16 protein-coding genes are annotated in these 15378 nt (G+C 65.2%); 5 read left to right on the forward strand and 11 right to left on the reverse strand.

Annotated elements, in window-relative coordinates; genetic code table 11:
• Nucleotides 1–100: 100 nt before the first annotated feature.
• The 3 genes from ACQP2U_RS32360 to ACQP2U_RS32370 all read right to left on the reverse strand — a co-directional run bounded on the left by ACQP2U_RS32360 (nucleotide 101) and on the right by ACQP2U_RS32370 (nucleotide 3429).
• Complete coding sequence (locus ACQP2U_RS32360; protein ID WP_433710921.1) at nucleotides 101–1114, reverse strand: lysophospholipid acyltransferase family protein; 1014 nt, start codon at nucleotides 1112–1114, stop codon at nucleotides 101–103.
• The gene (locus tag ACQP2U_RS32365) at nucleotides 1111–1938 is read right to left on the reverse strand and encodes a GNAT family N-acetyltransferase (RefSeq protein WP_433710922.1); all 828 of its coding nucleotides are present in this window, start codon (nucleotides 1936–1938) and stop codon (nucleotides 1111–1113) included. The genes ACQP2U_RS32360 and ACQP2U_RS32365 overlap by 4 nt, the downstream gene beginning before the upstream one ends.
• 213 nt (nucleotides 1939–2151) lie before the next feature.
• Entirely contained in the window at nucleotides 2152–3429 is a 1278-nt protein-coding gene (locus ACQP2U_RS32370) for an NAD(P)/FAD-dependent oxidoreductase (RefSeq protein ID WP_433710923.1), read from the reverse strand.
• A 111-nt stretch (nucleotides 3430–3540) separates the two neighbouring features.
• Between ACQP2U_RS32370 and ACQP2U_RS32375 the strand changes: the two genes are divergently transcribed.
• Nucleotides 3541–4398: a LysR family transcriptional regulator gene (locus ACQP2U_RS32375; RefSeq protein ID WP_433710925.1), complete on the forward strand. Its 858-nt coding sequence runs from the start codon at nucleotides 3541–3543 to the stop codon at nucleotides 4396–4398.
• 234 nt (nucleotides 4399–4632) lie between these two features.
• Here ACQP2U_RS32375 and ACQP2U_RS32380 read toward each other — a convergent pair whose 3' ends face one another.
• The 6 genes from ACQP2U_RS32380 to ACQP2U_RS32405 form a co-directional block, all read right to left on the reverse strand.
• Nucleotides 4633–5277 carry a hypothetical protein gene (locus ACQP2U_RS32380; RefSeq protein WP_433710926.1) on the reverse strand — a complete coding sequence of 215 codons (645 nt, stop codon included), beginning with the start codon at nucleotides 5275–5277 and terminating at the stop codon, nucleotides 4633–4635.
• A gap of 189 nt (nucleotides 5278–5466) precedes the next feature.
• A complete protein-coding gene (locus ACQP2U_RS32385) occupies nucleotides 5467–5754 on the reverse strand; it encodes a DUF4365 domain-containing protein (protein WP_433710927.1) in 288 nt (95 codons plus the stop codon).
• A 233-nt stretch (nucleotides 5755–5987) separates the two neighbouring features.
• Nucleotides 5988–6488, reverse strand: coding sequence for a Uma2 family endonuclease (locus ACQP2U_RS32390; protein WP_433710928.1), 501 nt, complete (start codon nucleotides 6486–6488; stop codon nucleotides 5988–5990).
• A 13-nt stretch (nucleotides 6489–6501) separates the two neighbouring features.
• Nucleotides 6502–6648, reverse strand: coding sequence for a hypothetical protein (locus tag ACQP2U_RS32395; RefSeq protein WP_433710930.1), 147 nt, complete (start codon nucleotides 6646–6648; stop codon nucleotides 6502–6504).
• 75 nt (nucleotides 6649–6723) lie between these two features.
• Entirely contained in the window at nucleotides 6724–7680 is a 957-nt protein-coding gene (locus ACQP2U_RS32400; protein WP_433710932.1) for an electron transfer flavoprotein subunit alpha/FixB family protein, read from the reverse strand.
• 32 nt (nucleotides 7681–7712) lie between these two features.
• Complete coding sequence (locus ACQP2U_RS32405; RefSeq protein ID WP_062984976.1) at nucleotides 7713–8498, reverse strand: electron transfer flavoprotein subunit beta/FixA family protein; 786 nt, start codon at nucleotides 8496–8498, stop codon at nucleotides 7713–7715.
• Between the two features lie 193 nt (nucleotides 8499–8691).
• Here ACQP2U_RS32405 and ACQP2U_RS32410 point away from each other — a divergent pair, with 193 nt between their 5' ends.
• From ACQP2U_RS32410 to ACQP2U_RS32420, 3 genes are read left to right on the forward strand one after another with little or no spacing between them, the layout of a single operon-like run.
• Nucleotides 8692–9495 carry a class I SAM-dependent methyltransferase gene (locus ACQP2U_RS32410; protein WP_433710934.1) on the forward strand — a complete coding sequence of 268 codons (804 nt, stop codon included), beginning with the start codon at nucleotides 8692–8694 and terminating at the stop codon, nucleotides 9493–9495.
• The gene (locus ACQP2U_RS32415) at nucleotides 9492–11024 is read left to right on the forward strand and encodes a 1,4-alpha-glucan branching protein domain-containing protein (protein ID WP_433710935.1); all 1533 of its coding nucleotides are present in this window, start codon (nucleotides 9492–9494) and stop codon (nucleotides 11022–11024) included. Before ACQP2U_RS32410 ends, ACQP2U_RS32415 begins: the two co-directional genes overlap by 4 nt.
• A gap of 11 nt (nucleotides 11025–11035) precedes the next feature.
• Complete coding sequence (locus tag ACQP2U_RS32420) at nucleotides 11036–12289, forward strand: glycosyltransferase family 4 protein (protein WP_433710937.1); 1254 nt, start codon at nucleotides 11036–11038, stop codon at nucleotides 12287–12289.
• A gap of 2 nt (nucleotides 12290–12291) precedes the next feature.
• Here the strand turns inward: ACQP2U_RS32420 and ACQP2U_RS32425 are convergent, their stop codons facing one another.
• Both ACQP2U_RS32425 and ACQP2U_RS32430 read right to left on the reverse strand, forming a co-directional pair.
• Nucleotides 12292–12837 carry a DUF1697 domain-containing protein gene (locus ACQP2U_RS32425; RefSeq protein ID WP_433710939.1) on the reverse strand — a complete coding sequence of 182 codons (546 nt, stop codon included), beginning with the start codon at nucleotides 12835–12837 and terminating at the stop codon, nucleotides 12292–12294.
• Between the two features lie 88 nt (nucleotides 12838–12925).
• Nucleotides 12926–13675: an acyltransferase gene (locus ACQP2U_RS32430; RefSeq protein WP_397032644.1), complete on the reverse strand. Its 750-nt coding sequence runs from the start codon at nucleotides 13673–13675 to the stop codon at nucleotides 12926–12928.
• A 237-nt stretch (nucleotides 13676–13912) separates the two neighbouring features.
• Here ACQP2U_RS32430 and ACQP2U_RS32435 point away from each other — a divergent pair, with 237 nt between their 5' ends.
• A complete protein-coding gene (locus ACQP2U_RS32435) occupies nucleotides 13913–15244 on the forward strand; it encodes a PQQ-binding-like beta-propeller repeat protein (RefSeq protein ID WP_433710940.1) in 1332 nt (443 codons plus the stop codon).
• Nucleotides 15245–15378 lie beyond the last annotated feature (134 nt).

A 15378-nucleotide genomic window follows, 5' to 3' on the forward strand; every position in this document is an offset into this window, starting at 1 on the left:
CACCACGCTGCGGTCGCGGATCAACTCGTTCGCGAGCTGTGCTTCACCTGCCCGGGCGCGGCCGTGCCACAGGTCATGTCGGCATCGCCAGACGGGCGGATCAGTCTGTCGACACCGCGACCCGGTGTCCGGAGCCCCTGCGCCGGAACGGTCGCAACCGCCGCGACGGCCGTTGCGGCTGCGCATCGGCCGATTCCGGATCCTGCACCCGGGTCGCCGTCGCCTCGATCCAATCCGAGGCCTCGATGGCGCCGTGGCGCGACAGATCGGCACCGCGCACCGCTTGTTCACACCGATGAGCCAGATCACGACGATCGAGTCCGGGATACTCCACCGGTTCGAGCACCACCTCGGCCACCATGCCGCGCGAGCGCAGGACCCGCTTCGCCGAAGTGCCGAAGCTGTCGTCACCAACGAATCCGGGAATGGTCGACTGAGTGCCGTGTGCGTCCAGATACCGCAGCCGCACCGGCTGCACCGATGTTCCGGTGTCCACCGCCGCTTGGAAGAGCGCGGGCCGCATAGTGCCGTAGGCGCGGCCACACCAGGTGGTGCCCTCCGGGAAGACCGCGACTCGATCCCCCGCCGCCAGCCGCTCGCCCAGACGCGCCACCACACCGGGCAATTCGCGCAGCCGTTCGCGCTCGATCGGAATGACCCGCATCAGTTTGGCCAGTCCACCGAGTAACGGCCAGTCGACCATATCGGCGCGGGCCACGAAACCAAGTGGCTGCACCGCGGCCAGGACGACCACATCGGTCCAGCCGATATGTCCGGCCACGATCAGCAACCCGGCACCCGAATCGCCGAAGCGGGCATCGGCCGTATCCCCCGCATCGGCTCGGTTGTCGACAACGCGCAACCGAATCCCGAGACAGCTCAAAACAGTTCGCGCATACCGCCGCTGCAACTGTTCGCGCCGACCGCGCGGCGTCACGACATTGACAACCGGAAAGCTGACCAACAACCCGACCACACCGAATAGTCGGCCGATCACGCGTGCGGTGCCGATCTCGTCGACGGAATCGATACAGCCGGGCCCACACGGGCTCGACGGCATCCAGGAATGCGCGGTGCGCTGTGCGGGCGGCGCGTCGAACACCATCTGACTCACCGTCCCCCGTCGAGTGCATTGGCCGCGTCTTGTAATCGGTTGAGGTAGCGAGTGTTGATCGTGTCCAGGCCGAGCAGCGCGACGAAATCGGCGACCGCGAAGTCCGGATCGTGCGCGGGTTCACCGCAGATCTCCGCGCCCAGGCGCAGGTAGCCGCGCAGCAGCGGGGGCAGCTTCGGGCGCGCGGGCGGTGTCATCTCGTCCAGCGTCAGCCCGTCGACGACCACCGGGCGGTGCGGATGTACCCGCCGCTCGGGATCGGATCCGTGACGGCCGAGCAGCATATCGCGCACCCCGCGCACATTCACACCGACCGGATCGGCGGGCGTGTCCTGCATAGGCACCGATACGCAACCCATAACCCACTCGTATCCGGTGAGCTGGATGTAGTGCAGGATGCCCGCCCACATAAGGGTCAGCACCGAGCCGTTGCGGTGGTCGGGGACCACGCACGCACGGCCCATTTCCACGATCCGGTTTCCCTGCGGATCCAGTTGGGCCAGATCGAATTCGGTGGCCGTGTAGTAACCGCCCGCGGCAGTCACCTTGTCCGGCGGCAGCATTCGATAGCAGCCGACGAATTCCTCGGTCCGATCGTCGCGAACCAGCAGGTGATCGCAGTACTCGTCGAAACGGTCGGCGTCCAGACCCGTTCCGTTATCGGGAATGTGGAAGCCGGGCTCACTGGCGAACACGCCGTAGCGCAGGCGCTGCGCGGCCAGCCGGTGCTCCGAATCGGATGAGACGACCAGCGAATACCGAGACCGTTCCGCCCCGGAGTCCGTCGGTCGAGCCGGGGCTGTCAACACGGACGAAATAGTCATATCCGTGATGAAGCCAGCCCGAAACTGCGCAGGAGCAACCTCGAAGTGTCGCCGCGATGCCGGTTCGGTGAACGAGATGATGAGCTTGGCCGCCTCCCCGCGTCTTCAGGCCAGACTCAGGTGCGCCTCAGGAAATCAGTCGTTGCGGTGGCGACCACCCGAAGATGCGGGACCGCGTCGGATCACATCGACCCGACGCGATGTCGGAGTGGATCAAGCGGCATCGCGCTCCGGCAGACGTTCGGGCTCTCGGGCCGCGTCCACCTCGTCGAAACCGGGACGACCCGTGCCGATGAAGGCGACCAGCCACGAGGCCACGGCGGCGAAGCGGTTGCGGAACCCGACCAGGTAGAGCAGATGCACCGCGAGCCACATGGTCCAGGCGATGACGCCGCGGAAGGTGATGTGCTCGTTGAGTTTCACCACCGCGCTGAACCGGCTGATCACCGCCATGCTGCCCTTGTCCCAGTACTTGAACGGGGTGCCGGGGAGCTGCTTGCGGCGAATGATGTCGGCGGCGTGCCTGCCCTCCTGCATGGCGACCGGCGACTGGCCCGGATAGCCGTTGAGCGAGGTCATATCGCCGATCGCGTAGATATCGGCATGTCCGCCGACGGTCAGATCCGGGTTGATCAAAAGCCTTCCGGCCCGGTCGGTTTCGCAGCCGGTGGCTTCGGCCAGGATCCGCGCGAATCCGCCCGCCTGCACACCCGCCGACCAGACCACCGTCTCGGCAGCGATCCGGCGCTCATGGCCCTGCTTATCCTTGACGGTCACCTTGCCGTATTCGATATCGGTCACGAACGTGCCGAGCAGCACCTCGACGCCGCTCTTCGTCAGCGAGGCCTTCGCATATTCCGAGAGTCCACCGCCGAAGGGCGGCAGCACCTCGCCCGCACCCTCGACCAGGGTCACCGAAACCTCTTGGTGGTAATGCCGTTTCGCGAGTTCCTTCAGCTGACCGGCAACTTCGACACCGGTCGCGCCCGCGCCGACCACCACAAAGCTCAGCAGTCGCTTGCGGGTCTCCGCATCCGCGTCCTCGGCCTCGGCCTCGGTGAAGACACGTTCGATCTGTGCGCGCAGCAACTTCGCGTCGTCGATGGTCTTGAGCGAGAACGTCTTGTCCGCGAAGTCGTCGCGGCCGAAGTACGACTGCGAGGCGCCGGTGGCGGCGATCAGTGAGCCGTAGCGGATCTGGGTGCGCGCGCCGTCGTGCTCGTAGGTGAGCACCGCGTTGTCGGCGTCGATGGCGACGACCTTGCCGAGCCGGACATCGGCCTCTTTATGCCTACGCAGCACCGAGGCGATCGGCGGGGCGATCTCGTTCGAGGCCAGCACACCTGTCGCGACCTGGTAGAGCAACGGTTGGAAGAGATGCTCCGGAGTGCTCGAGATAAGAACGTAACTAATGCCCGATTTGGCCAACTGCTTAGCGGCGGCAAGCCCCCCGAATCCCGATCCAACGATGACAACATCTGCGTGTTCCATGACAGCCTCCTTCTCTCATTACCAACCGTCATTCGATCCGCAGATATTTCAGGTGTTCAGGCGCATAATAGATATGACTCTTATCTGGATTGCTCATGAATTGGAGATCAAGTGGAGCTTCGCCAGCTCACCTACTTCGTCGCGGTGTGCGAGGAGCTGAGTTTCAGCAGGGCCGCCGCCCGCTGCTACATCTCCCAATCGGCGATCAGCCATCAGATCGCCCGGCTGGAGCGTGACCTCGGCGTAACCCTGTTCGAGCGCTCTACCAGGGCCGTTGTGCCGACCGACGCGACCATGCGGCTACTTCCCCTGGCTAAACAGATGCTCAGTCTGGAGTCGGCCATCCGCGCCACCGTGCGCACCTCCGGTCACCGCATCCGGCTGGCCGCCAATATGTCCTTCGCCACCCGATCGCTGTCCGCGATCGCCGGGGCGCGCGCCGCGCATTCGGACGCGGAGATCGAATTCGTCATCAAACCGTTCCGGCAGCGGATCACCGCGGTAGCCGACGGCGACTGCGATCTCGCGCTAATCCGCGGCAGTGTCGACGAGCCGGGTCTGGCGGTCGAGATGCTGTGGATCGAGGACCTCGTCATCGCGACTTCCGCCGCCCATCCGCTGGCCCCGCGTGATCAGGTGACGCTGGCGGATCTGAGCCCGTATCCGCTGCTGCTCCCGCCCGAGCAGGAACAGGTCCTGCTGCACAATGTGATTCGGGCCGCCTTCGCCGATCTAGCCGCGGGCCCCACCTTCGGTCCACCGATTCCACCGGACCACACCGCGACCATGGAGCTGATCAATCGCCCGGACGCCTGGACCGTGCTCTACGCCGACAGTCCGACCGAGGGCCTGGTCGTCCTGCACCTCGCCGAGCACCGACTACGAATTCCGGTCTCCGCGGTCCTGCGCAGCGATGCGCGCCGCTCCCCGATCCTCACCACGCTGCTGGCGGGGCTGCACCGCCGCTAAAGGTTAGCCCGATTGGACGCGGACGCATGAAGACGCAAGTGGCCCCGGCTGTTACCCCTGGGCCACTCGAGCAACGTAGGCTTTCCAGCCCTTTGCGCCGTCAAGACTTTGGGTCAGCTGCGTAACAGTTCGCCGTTTGCGCCACAGTCGCGAGCCGACGTCAGGTCTCGCGGTCCAAGAAGCTCGGGTCTACGTTGATCGTTCCCGTCAGTCGCCAAGCGCCACGTTCGAATATCAGGTCACCGGACACGACAATCGGCTGCTTGCTCTGGTGTGCCCGGATCGCCCATTCGTAGTCGTCACCAGCCAACGGAACGTGCACTTTTCGGGGACGCCCGGGATATCACCAAGGCGGGTGACTACGGTGAATACGAAGCTGCCACGTTTGGTATGTCCGAGACGAATGTCATCTTCGAGGAAGTCGGTGACGGTGGCCGACCTTCTACCACGATGCGAGTGAGTTGGGTCGTCAGCGGTTGTGGCGGCGGCCTTCATCATCGCAAACAGGGCTTCCAGGGTGGTTTCGGCCTGTCGGAACGGGATTGTGCCGTCTGTCATTTCTTGGTCGAGTCGCACGAAAAACAGATCGGCACGTGCCGCAGCGATTTGTTCGGCCAGTTGCGCAGGATCCCAGTCATATATGGTGGCGAGAGCTTGGAGTGTGTCCCGGAAGCGCCCACGGAAATCGACGTAATCGGTGGCTAGAGGCAACATGATCCGGCCGAGGAGGCCGTCCTCACCCGGAAGTCGCCAAATCTCCTTGACATCTTGGTCGCGAGTCTCGAGCTGCCAGTCATGGGTCGCGAGGTACTGCGACACAGCTGGCGGCGATAGAGTGGACGCAATCTCGCCGAGGGTGTCGAGCGGAGCCCTTTTCACCACTGACCTCCTTCGCCGATTATCTGCATAATGCTCTGAAGCCCACCAACATCAAACAGGTTACTTCTGGGTAGGTGGACAGTCTTGCTGGCCTTATGATCCTCGATCTCACCAAGGTTGGCCGCATGTTCTCAGTACATGCGGCTTGAAATGGTTCACCAGCTTGAGGAACCGGTCACGCTCCAGCGACTATGCCAGATGGCTGGTTTTGAGTAGGTGATGCTGTGTCGTGCACTTGAGCTGCATCTCGAATTCTGGACAGTAGTACCGCTCGTACTCCGCAGACGCCACGATCGTGATGTCAACTCCGTCGTAGTCGGTTGCATGACTCTTGATCGAACAACCCGCAGCAGCAGCGACCATGCGGATGAAAGCAAGGCTGAACTGTTCCTGTCGAGCACTGGCCGCTAGGCCGCCACCCAGCGTCGACGATGCCGATTCCACTCGAAGGCCGCCATTGTCATCGACGTTGGTCATGCAAACCCCCCGTTGCCCCAGAACTCGCAGTCAGTCAGCGCCTTCGAACAGTAGCCCAAAATGGTTGCCAGTCCTATAGATTCGGCCGCCTCGCTGGCTCGATAACGGCGGCTTGCATCGGCGCGCTTGGTAGCTGAACTGCGACCGGTGCGCGATATTGCCGAGCGAACACACGGAGACGACGCCGAACACTTCCGGGTGCGGTTCGATGCACTGAGTCACATGGCATCCCGTCAGTAGGCGAGCGCTGTCCACGGAACATCGATCGGGAACGGGTGCGTGAATGACACTCGCTCCTCGCCGTCGTTAACCCATTCCCCGACGATCCGATACGCGGCTGGGTGCAGCGGGCTGATCCCGTCGGGTAGCTGCGCGTACCCGATCTCCAAGCCGTACGCACGGATAAATGCGATGGCGCTGACATCCGCTTTCAGAGTCACTTCCCAATACCACGGTATCCCGGCCTTCGCATACCGACTCTTCTTGGCCTCGATATCGGACGGGATATTGGACGGTGACAGCACTTCGCCTACCAGCACGGTATCGGCCGCGCGGACGTCCCGGTAAGCCCCACCAAGACAGCGGCGCACCAAGAAATCGGGGGTGAGGAAGTCGGACTTCCCGCTGTTCCCGAGAAAGACATTGGTTTCGAGATTGGCCACCCAGCAGCGTTCAGCGTCTGCCGCCATATCGTTGCGCGCGCACCGCTCGAGCTCATGAGTCAATCGGCGCATGAATATCTGATGTTCACCGGGACCTCGGCGTACCCACACCACACACCACACGCCCCTCCCACAGCTCGATCTGTTCCGCGATCTCGCCGGGTAGACGCTCCAGTTCCTCCCAAGTCATGTACTCAGGCAGGTCAGGACGCTCGAGGCGGGGCAGGGACATGCCGCAATGATAGCCCCGGAAAACCCCGTGGCCCCGGCCGTTTCCGGCCGGGGCCACTCGAACAGCGCTGAGCTATCAGCCCTTGTGCGCCTTCACAGCCTCGGTCAGCTGCGGGGCGACATTGAACAGGTCGCCGACGATGCCGTAGTCGGCGATCTCGAAGATCGGGGCCTCTTCGTCCTTGTTGACCGCGACGATGGTCTTCGAGGTCTGCATACCGGCGCGATGCTGGATGGCGCCGGAGATGCCGAGGGCGATGTAGAGCTGCGGGGAGACCGTCTTACCGGTCTGCCCGACCTGGAACTGGCCCGGATAGTAGCCGGAGTCGACCGCGGCCCGCGAGGCGCCGACGGCGGCGCCGAGCGAATCGGCCAGCGCCTCGACGACCGCGAATTTGTCGGCGGAACCGACACCGCGACCACCGGAGACGACGATGCTCGCCTCGGTGAGCTCCGGACGGTCGCCACCGACGATCGGCTCGCGCGAGGTCACCTTCACAACACCCTCTTCTTGTGCGGGTACCTCGACGGTCACCTTCTCACCCGCACCGGCCGAGGCGGTGGCCTCGACGGCGCCCGGGCGCACCGAGATCACCGGCACGTCGCCGGTGGCCTTGGCGTCGACGGTGAACGCGCCACCGAAGATGGAGTGCACGACCGAACCGTCGGACTTGACGTCGATGACATCGACGAGCAGGCCGGAGCCGATGCGCGCGGCGAGGCGGCCCGACACCTCCTTGCCCTCGGCGGTGGCGGCGACGATCACCGCGGCCGGGGAAATCGACTCGACCAGACCCGCGAGCACATCGACCTTCGGGGTGACGAGGAAGTTCTCGACATCGTCGGATTCGGCGATGTAGATCTTCGCGGCGCCCGCGGCGGCCAGCGCGTCGGCCAGCTTCTCACCGGTACCGGCCGGGCCGGTCACGACGGCGGCGGGCTCACCGAGTGTGCTCGCGGCGGTGAGCAGTTCGGTGCTGACCTTCTTGATCGCACCGTCGGCGTGCTCGACGAGCACAAGTACTTCTGCCATTTGTGTTCTCTCCTAAGCAGTCTCGGGCGGGATCAGATGATCTTCTGACCAACCAGGTACGCGGCGATCTTGGTACCGCCGTCGCCCTCGTCCGCGATCTTCTCGCCCGCGGTGCGCGGGGGCTTCGGGGTGGCCGCGGTGACGGCGGTGCCCGCGTTGGCGACACCGACGGTCGACGGGTCGACGCCCAGGTCGGCCAGCGTGAAGGTCTGCACTTCCTTCTTCTTCGCGGCCATGATGCCCTTGAAGGACGGGAAGCGCGGCTCGTTGATCTTCTCGGTGACACTGACGATGGCCGGGAGGGTGGCCTCCAGCTTGAACACACCCTCGTCGGTCTCGCGCTCGCCGGTGATCTTGTCACCGTCGACGGTCAGCTTGCGCAGATGCGTCAGCTGCGGCAGGCCCAGGTACTCGGCGATGATCGCGGGGACCGCACCGGAACGACCGTCGGTGGCCTCGTTGCCCGCGATGACCAGCTCGACACCCTCGACCTGGCCCAGCGCGCTGGCAAGCACCCAGGCGGTCTGCACGGCGTCGGAGCCGTGGATCGCCGGATCGTTGATGTGGATGGCCTTGTCGGCACCCATGGACAGCGCCTTGCGGATGGCCTCGGTGGCCCGGTCCGGACCCGCGGCCAGCACGGTGACCTCGCCGCCCTGGGCCTCCTTGATCAGCAGCGCTTCTTCGACGGCGCGCTCGTTGATCTCGTCGAGAACGGCGTCGGCGGCTTCGCGATCGAGGGTGAAATCACCGTCGGTCAGCTTGCGCTCGGACCAGGTGTCGGGAACCTGCTTGATGAGTACGACGATGTTCGGCATCGGTCTTCGTCGACCTCCTGTTCTTGGTTACACGTGTGTGGTGGTCGCACGAGCGGCGCCGTACGTCCTTGTTGGTAGCTCAGGGCGTGACACTACCCTACGTTAAGTTACTCATGGGTAACTTAGTTGCTTCTCTCTCACAACAGCGATCCTGGCGATAATGTGCGGCCGCCGTACCAGTAACGTCGGAGCGATGAGCGAGGCTGTGATCCCTGCCGCAGTGGGCACCACCCCGGGCATTACTCCCGAGTCGGCCTTGGAGCCGTTGCCGCTGACCGGCGAGCGGACCGTACCCGGCATCGCCGAGGAGAACTACTGGTTCCGTCGGCACGAGATCGTCTATGCGCGCCTGCTCGAGCGATGCGCCGGAAAGACGGTGCTGGAGGCCGGATCCGGTGAGGGTTACGGCGCGAACATGATCGCCGATGTGGCCACCAAAGTAATCGGTCTGGACTACGACACCAGTGCGGTCGAGCACGTGCGCGCGCGTTATCCGCGAGTGGAGATGATCCAAGGCAATCTCGCCGCGCTGCCGTTGGAGGACGAGACGGTCGATGTCGTGGTGAATTTTCAAGTGATCGAACACCTCTGGGACCAGGGGCAGTTCATCCGGGAGTGCCTGCGGGTGCTGCGTCCCGGCGGCGAACTGCTGATCAGCACGCCGAACCGGATCACCTTCTCCCCCGGGCGCGATACCCCGCTCAACCCGTTCCACACCCGTGAACTCAATGCCGACGAACTCACCGAACTGCTCGTCGACGCGGGTTTCCGAGTCACGCTCATGACCGGTGTGCACCACGGGCCGACGCTGAAGGCGCTGGATGCCAAACACGGTGGTTCGTTCATTGATGCACAGATCGAGCGCGCGCTGGCCGGACAGCCGTGGCCCGCTGAGCTGACCGCCGATGTCGCAGCGGTCGCCATCGATGATTTCGCACTGAGCACCGAGGACATCGATGCGAGCCTCGACCTGGTCGCCATCGCGGTGAAGCCTTGAGTAGACAAGAAGTTCCCGGCCAGTTCACCCTGGTCCTGCATTCCCACCTGCCCTGGCTGGCCCACCACGGCCGCTGGCCGGTCGGCGAGGAATGGCTCTACCAATCCTGGGCAGCCTCTTACCTTCCGGTCGTCGATGTACTGAGAACCCTTGCCGCGGAGGGCCATTCGCATCTGCTCAGCCTCGGCATCACACCGGTGCTCGCCGCCCAGCTCGATGATCCACATTGTCTTGCGGGCATGCATCATTGGCTCGGCAATTGGCAGCTGCGCGCCGACGAAGCCGCGATGGCGGGCAATATCGCGCTCGGCAGACACGAGCACCGGCTGGCCGCGGCAGCGCTCGCGGAATTCGAACTGCACTGGAGCCACGGCGCGGCGCCGGTGTGGCGGCAGCTGATCGACGCCGAGGCCATCGAACTGCTCGGCGGCCCGCTCGCGCACCCGTTTCAGCCCCTGCTGCACCCGCGGCTGCGCGCGTTCCAGCTCAGCGAGGGTCTGATCGATGCCAGACACCGTTGGGGTCACACCCCGACCGGCATCTGGGCACCCGAGTGCGGCTACACCCCCGACATGGAGACCGGATACTCGGCCGCCGGGGTGACACATTTCATGGTCGACGGGCCCGCATTGCGCGGCGATACCACCCTCGGCCGCCCGGTCCGGGAATCGGATGTGGTGGCCTTCGGGCGCGATCTGCAAGTGAGCTACCGGGTTTGGTCGCCCAAGTCCGGCTATCCGGGGCAGAGCGCCTACCGTGACTTTCATCACTATGACCATGCCACGGGTCTCAAGCCCGCCCGCGTCACCGGCAAAACGATCGCCGGCCCGGACAAGGCCCCGTACGACCCGGAACTGGCGGCCGCGGCCGTGGTTCGCGATGTCGACGATTTCGTGCGTACCGTGCGCGAACGACTGATCGACGAATCGGCGCGGATCGGACGTCCGGCCCTGGTCGTCGCCGCATTCGATACCGAGTTGTTCGGGCACTGGTGGCATGAGGGTCCGCAGTGGCTGGCCAAGGTGCTGCGGGCACTGCCCGAGGCTGGCGTCACGGTTGGCACCCTGGCCGATGCCAGGGCGCGTGGGTTCGTTGGCGAACCGGTCCCGCTGGCCGATTCGTCCTGGGGTTCGGGTAAGGATTGGCGAGTGTGGGCCGGTGACCAGGTCGAAGACCTGGTCGAACTGAACGACGATATAGTCCGGCTCACCCTCGATACGGTCGACAAAATGCGCGCCGCGGACGGCGGTCCAGCACTGCGCGACCCGGTCGCCGATCAACTGCTGCGCGAGGCCATCCTCACCGTGTCCAGCGACTGGGCATTCATGGTCAGCAAGGACTCCGCGGCCGGCTACGCACGCGACCGCGCGCACCGACACGCCCACGCCGTGCGGGAAATAGCGGCCGCCGTCGGCGCGGGCCAAGTCGCCAAAGCACACCAGTTGGCGGCAGGATGGGGGGCGGCCGACGGGTTCTTCCCGAGTTTGGACGCACGGCGGCTGGCGATCGCGGACCGAGACTCCGCCTGATAAGGACATTCATGAAGATCTTGATGGTGTCGTGGGAGTACCCACCGGTTGTGGTCGGTGGGTTGGGCCGCCATGTGCATCACCTGGCGGTCGAACTGGCCGCGGCCGGTCACGAAGTTGTCGTGCTCGCCCGCCGCCCCTCCGGCACCGACTCCGTGACCCACCCCACCCACTCCTTCATCGCCGATGGCGTGCTGGTGGTCGCGGTCGCGGAGGATCCGCCGTGTTTCGACTTCGGCGAGGACATGCTCGCCTGGACGCTGGCCATGGGCCACGCCATGGTGCGCGCGGGTGTCGCACTCGGCAAGCCCGGCATCGGCGACGGCTGGGTCCCGGATGTCGTGCACGCACACGATTGGCTGGTCGCGCATCCGGCGATCGCGCTGGCCGAGTACTACGACGTGCCGCTGGTGTCGACCATCCACGCCACCGAGGCAGGGCGGCACAGCGGGTGGGTCTCGGGTCGGGTCAATAAGCAGGTGCATTCGGTCGAGTGGTGGCTGGCCAATGAATCGGATGCCCTGATCACCTGCTCCACGTCCATGCAGGACGAGGTGGAGCGGCTCTACGGGCCCGAGCGGGTACCGATGACGGTGATCCGCAATGGAATCGATGTGGGCGCCTGGACTTTTCGGCCGCGCGCACCGCGTACCGGCCCGCCGCGTCTGCTCTACGTGGGTCGACTCGAGTACGAGAAGGGCGTGCAGGACGCGATCGCCGCGCTGCCACGCATCCGCCGCGCCCACCCCGGCACAACATTGACCGTCGCCGGTATCGGCACCCAGTTCGAATGGCTGCGCGAACGCACCCGGGTGCATCGGGTCGCGCGGGCGGTGACCTTCGCCGGTCAGCTCGATCACGAGGAACTGCTCGGCTGGTTGCACGGCGCCGATGCCATCGTGCTACCGAGCCGCTACGAACCCTTCGGAATCGTCGCACTCGAAGCCGCCGCCGCCGGTACTCCGCTGATCACCTCCACCGCTGGTGGTCTCGGCGAGGCCGTCATCGACGGCGTCACCGGCGCGTCGTTCGAACCGGCGGACGTGGACGGCATCGTCGATGCGGTGCGCGCCACCCTCGACGATCCGGCCGCCGCCCAGGACCGCGCCTATGCCGCCCGCGAACGCCTCACCGCCGACTTCGCCTGGGATGTCGTGGCCGCCGAAACCGCCCTGGTCTACTCCTCGGCCAAACGCCGCGTTCGCAACCCCCTCGGCCGCCCCACCATCATCGAACGCCCCCTCCCCGAGCGGGATCCGAAGTAGCGCTAGCTCTCCATCTTCTTGACGATCTTCTGGATGGTGAGCCACGTGCGGGTGGTGATCTCCTTGCTATAGGTCTTCTCCATCCAGGCCATGAAATTCGGGGTGCGCGGTTCGGTGTTGTCGATGACCGCGAGGACGACGCGGGCCGCCGCGTCGTAGCCGACGATCCGGACGCCGGGTTCGGAGTGTTCGCGCAGCTCTTCGGCAACGTTCGGCGGGGCCTGTTTGAGGAAGGTCGCGGTGAGGTAGGTGCCGCGACCGTGGGTCAGGCCCGGAAACGGATCAGTATCGAGCAGCTCGCGCAGTTCGTCGTAGGTGCGCACGATGGTGCCGCCCGGAATTCCGAGTTCGCTGTTCAGCGCGTCCTGGATGCGGGCTTCCAACTTCGCGATATCGGTGTCCGCGGTACGGAAGACCACATTCCCACTGGCCAATACCGTGGCGACCTTCTCGAATCCGAGTCCCTCGAACACCCCGCGCAGCTTCTCCCCCTTCATATTGGGGTTCGTCGGCATGATCCCGCGCAACAGCGCCGCGTACCTGTTCATGCCGTGACCGTACCGACTGGCACCGACGCACGACGTCCGAAAGAACACGAGCCCCGGGTCCAGTCCGGATCCCGGGGCCCGATGGTATTTATACCGACTGGGTGGCGCCGTTCTTCTTGCGCTCGATATCTTCCAGCGCGGCAATGTATTTGGCGCGCTCCTCGGCTCCGGCCTCCCAAGTCGCCTTGCGATTCTTGACAACCTTGGCGGGTGCCCCGACGGCAATGCTGTAGTCCGGAATCTCGCCCTTGACCACCGCGTGCGCGCCCAGCACACAGCCGCGGCCGACGCGGGTTTCGCGCAGCACGGTCACCTTGGCGGCGATCCAGGTGTCCGGGCCGATGCGGACCGGGCTCTTGACGATGCCCTGATCCTTGATCGGCATATTGATGTCGTCCATGCGGTGATCGAAGTCGCAGATGTAGCACCAGTCCGCGACCAGCGTGGATTCACCGATCTCGATATCGAGGTAGGTGTTGACCACATTGTCCTTGCCGAAGACGACCTTGTCGCCGATCCGCAGCGAACCCTCATGGCAGCGAATGGCGTTGCCGTCGCCGATATGCACCCAGCGTCCGATCTCCATCCGGCCCAGTTCAGGGGTCGCGTGGATTTCGACGCGCTTGCCGAGGAAGACCATGCCGCGCAGCACGATATGCGGATTGGCCGCCTTGAATTTGAACAGCCGGTAGTACCGCACCAGGTACCAAGGCGTGTACGCCTTGTTCGCGAGGACCCAGCGCAGCGAAGCCAGCGTCAGAAATCGCGCTTGCTGCGGATCCCGGCGGCGCGAGCCGCGCCACCGCGAGCGCAACGGTGCGCCCCACATGCTCGTCACGAACTCATCTCCTGTCGTGGTCCTTCCATGGCGACCGTCCCGGTCGCGACGGCTTAGAGCTTATCCGGTCGACAAACACCGCCGGGACCCGTACAACGTCGGCCGACCCTCCCGTACAGTGATCGCTGCGCCGCCGACGGCGGCGAACCTCCACGCGGGCAACCCGACTTGGGCGGTGCACGTATCCGGGGGGCGGACACGCTTTCGGTCACGTCCACGACGACAGGAGTGCAGCAGGTGCGAAGCGGCGGCGTACTGGCCAATCCGGCGCGCAGGCTGACCCTGTCCCGACTGGGTGCGGTGGCGGCCATCGGGGCCCTGATACTGACGGGCTGCGGTACCGATGTCGACGACATCACCGTCGGATCCGGCAAAGGCTGGACCACCGCGCACAACGGCGGCCGCAACAGTGGCGTCAGCCCGGTCACCGGCTCGCGGAAGCTCTCGCTGAGCTGGTCACGACCGGTCGGTGGGCCGATCGAGGAACCCTTGACGATCGGCCCGGACGGGCAAATGTTCCTCACCACGTCGGCCCCCAACAACTGCGCCATTCTCTCGCTGCAGATGCCGACCGGCCGCAAGCGCTTCTGCAACGCGCTGGGACCGAATGCGATCTCCGCGCCGTCGGTGGTCGACAGCGGGACCAATGTCTATGTCGGTGACGACAGCGGGGTCAATGCGTTCAACTCCATCGGACAGCCGCGTTGGCGGACTCCCGTTGCGGGCGTACCGGTTTCGGCGCAATTCACCGGTGACGGGAACATCCTGACGGTCACCCAGTCCGGTCAGATGGATGTGCTGAGCCGCCAGACCGGCGAGCGCGTCGTCGGCACCGCCCAACTGCTCGGCGACCCCGATTTCCTGGAGTATCCGGACCTCATCCGCCCCGCATCCGGTCAGGGTCTCGACGACTGCGCGGTCGGCGGGCCGCAGTGCCCGGTCGCCAATATCTCGCCGATCGAGGTGTCCAGCGGCCGCTTCTTCGTCACGTTGTGGAAGCCGGGCAAGCCGGTTGCCGCACTGGTCGCATTGCGCTACGCCGACAATAAGATTCAGCAGGAATGGAGCGCGGACCTGCTGACCGAGGGCAGCGCGACCAGTCCGACGCTGTCCGCCGACGGCCGCACCGTCTACGTCGGCGACAATTCCAAGCGCCTCATCGCGGTCGATGCCGCCGACGGCCGCACCAAATGGGTGCAGCCGCTGGATTGGGCTCCGCGCGGCGGCATTTCCGTCTCCAGCGACGGCCTGATCATCCCGGCGGGCGACGACGGCCACCTGCTCGCACTGCGCGATAAGGGCGACACCGCCGAAATCGCCTGGGAACGTAAGGATCTCACCCTGCGCGGCATCCCCGTCCAAACCGCGGGTGACACCGGCTACACGGCCGCCGCCATCGGCGATGGCATCAATCTGATCACCTTCGATACCAAAACCGGCACAACCGTCGACTCGGATGTCCTCCCGAACGCGAAGGGCACCACCACCGGCACCTCCATCGGCCCCAAGGGCGAGGTAGTCCTTGCTACCCGGATAGGCGAAGTCTTCACCTTCAAGCCCGAGCGGTAGGCGCTCTGGGTCGTCGAGAGCATGTGGCATTCTCGACGCCGGCGAGCGCGGGGAGGGGGCGTGTGCGAGTACGGTGTGGCGTGCGGTTGGGGTGCAGCGCGGTCCTGGGCCGTGATCACCATCGCTGGTCGCGG

The organism is Nocardia sp. CA-084685, from assembly GCF_050955785.1.
Classification (GTDB): domain Bacteria; phylum Actinomycetota; class Actinomycetes; order Mycobacteriales; family Mycobacteriaceae; genus Nocardia.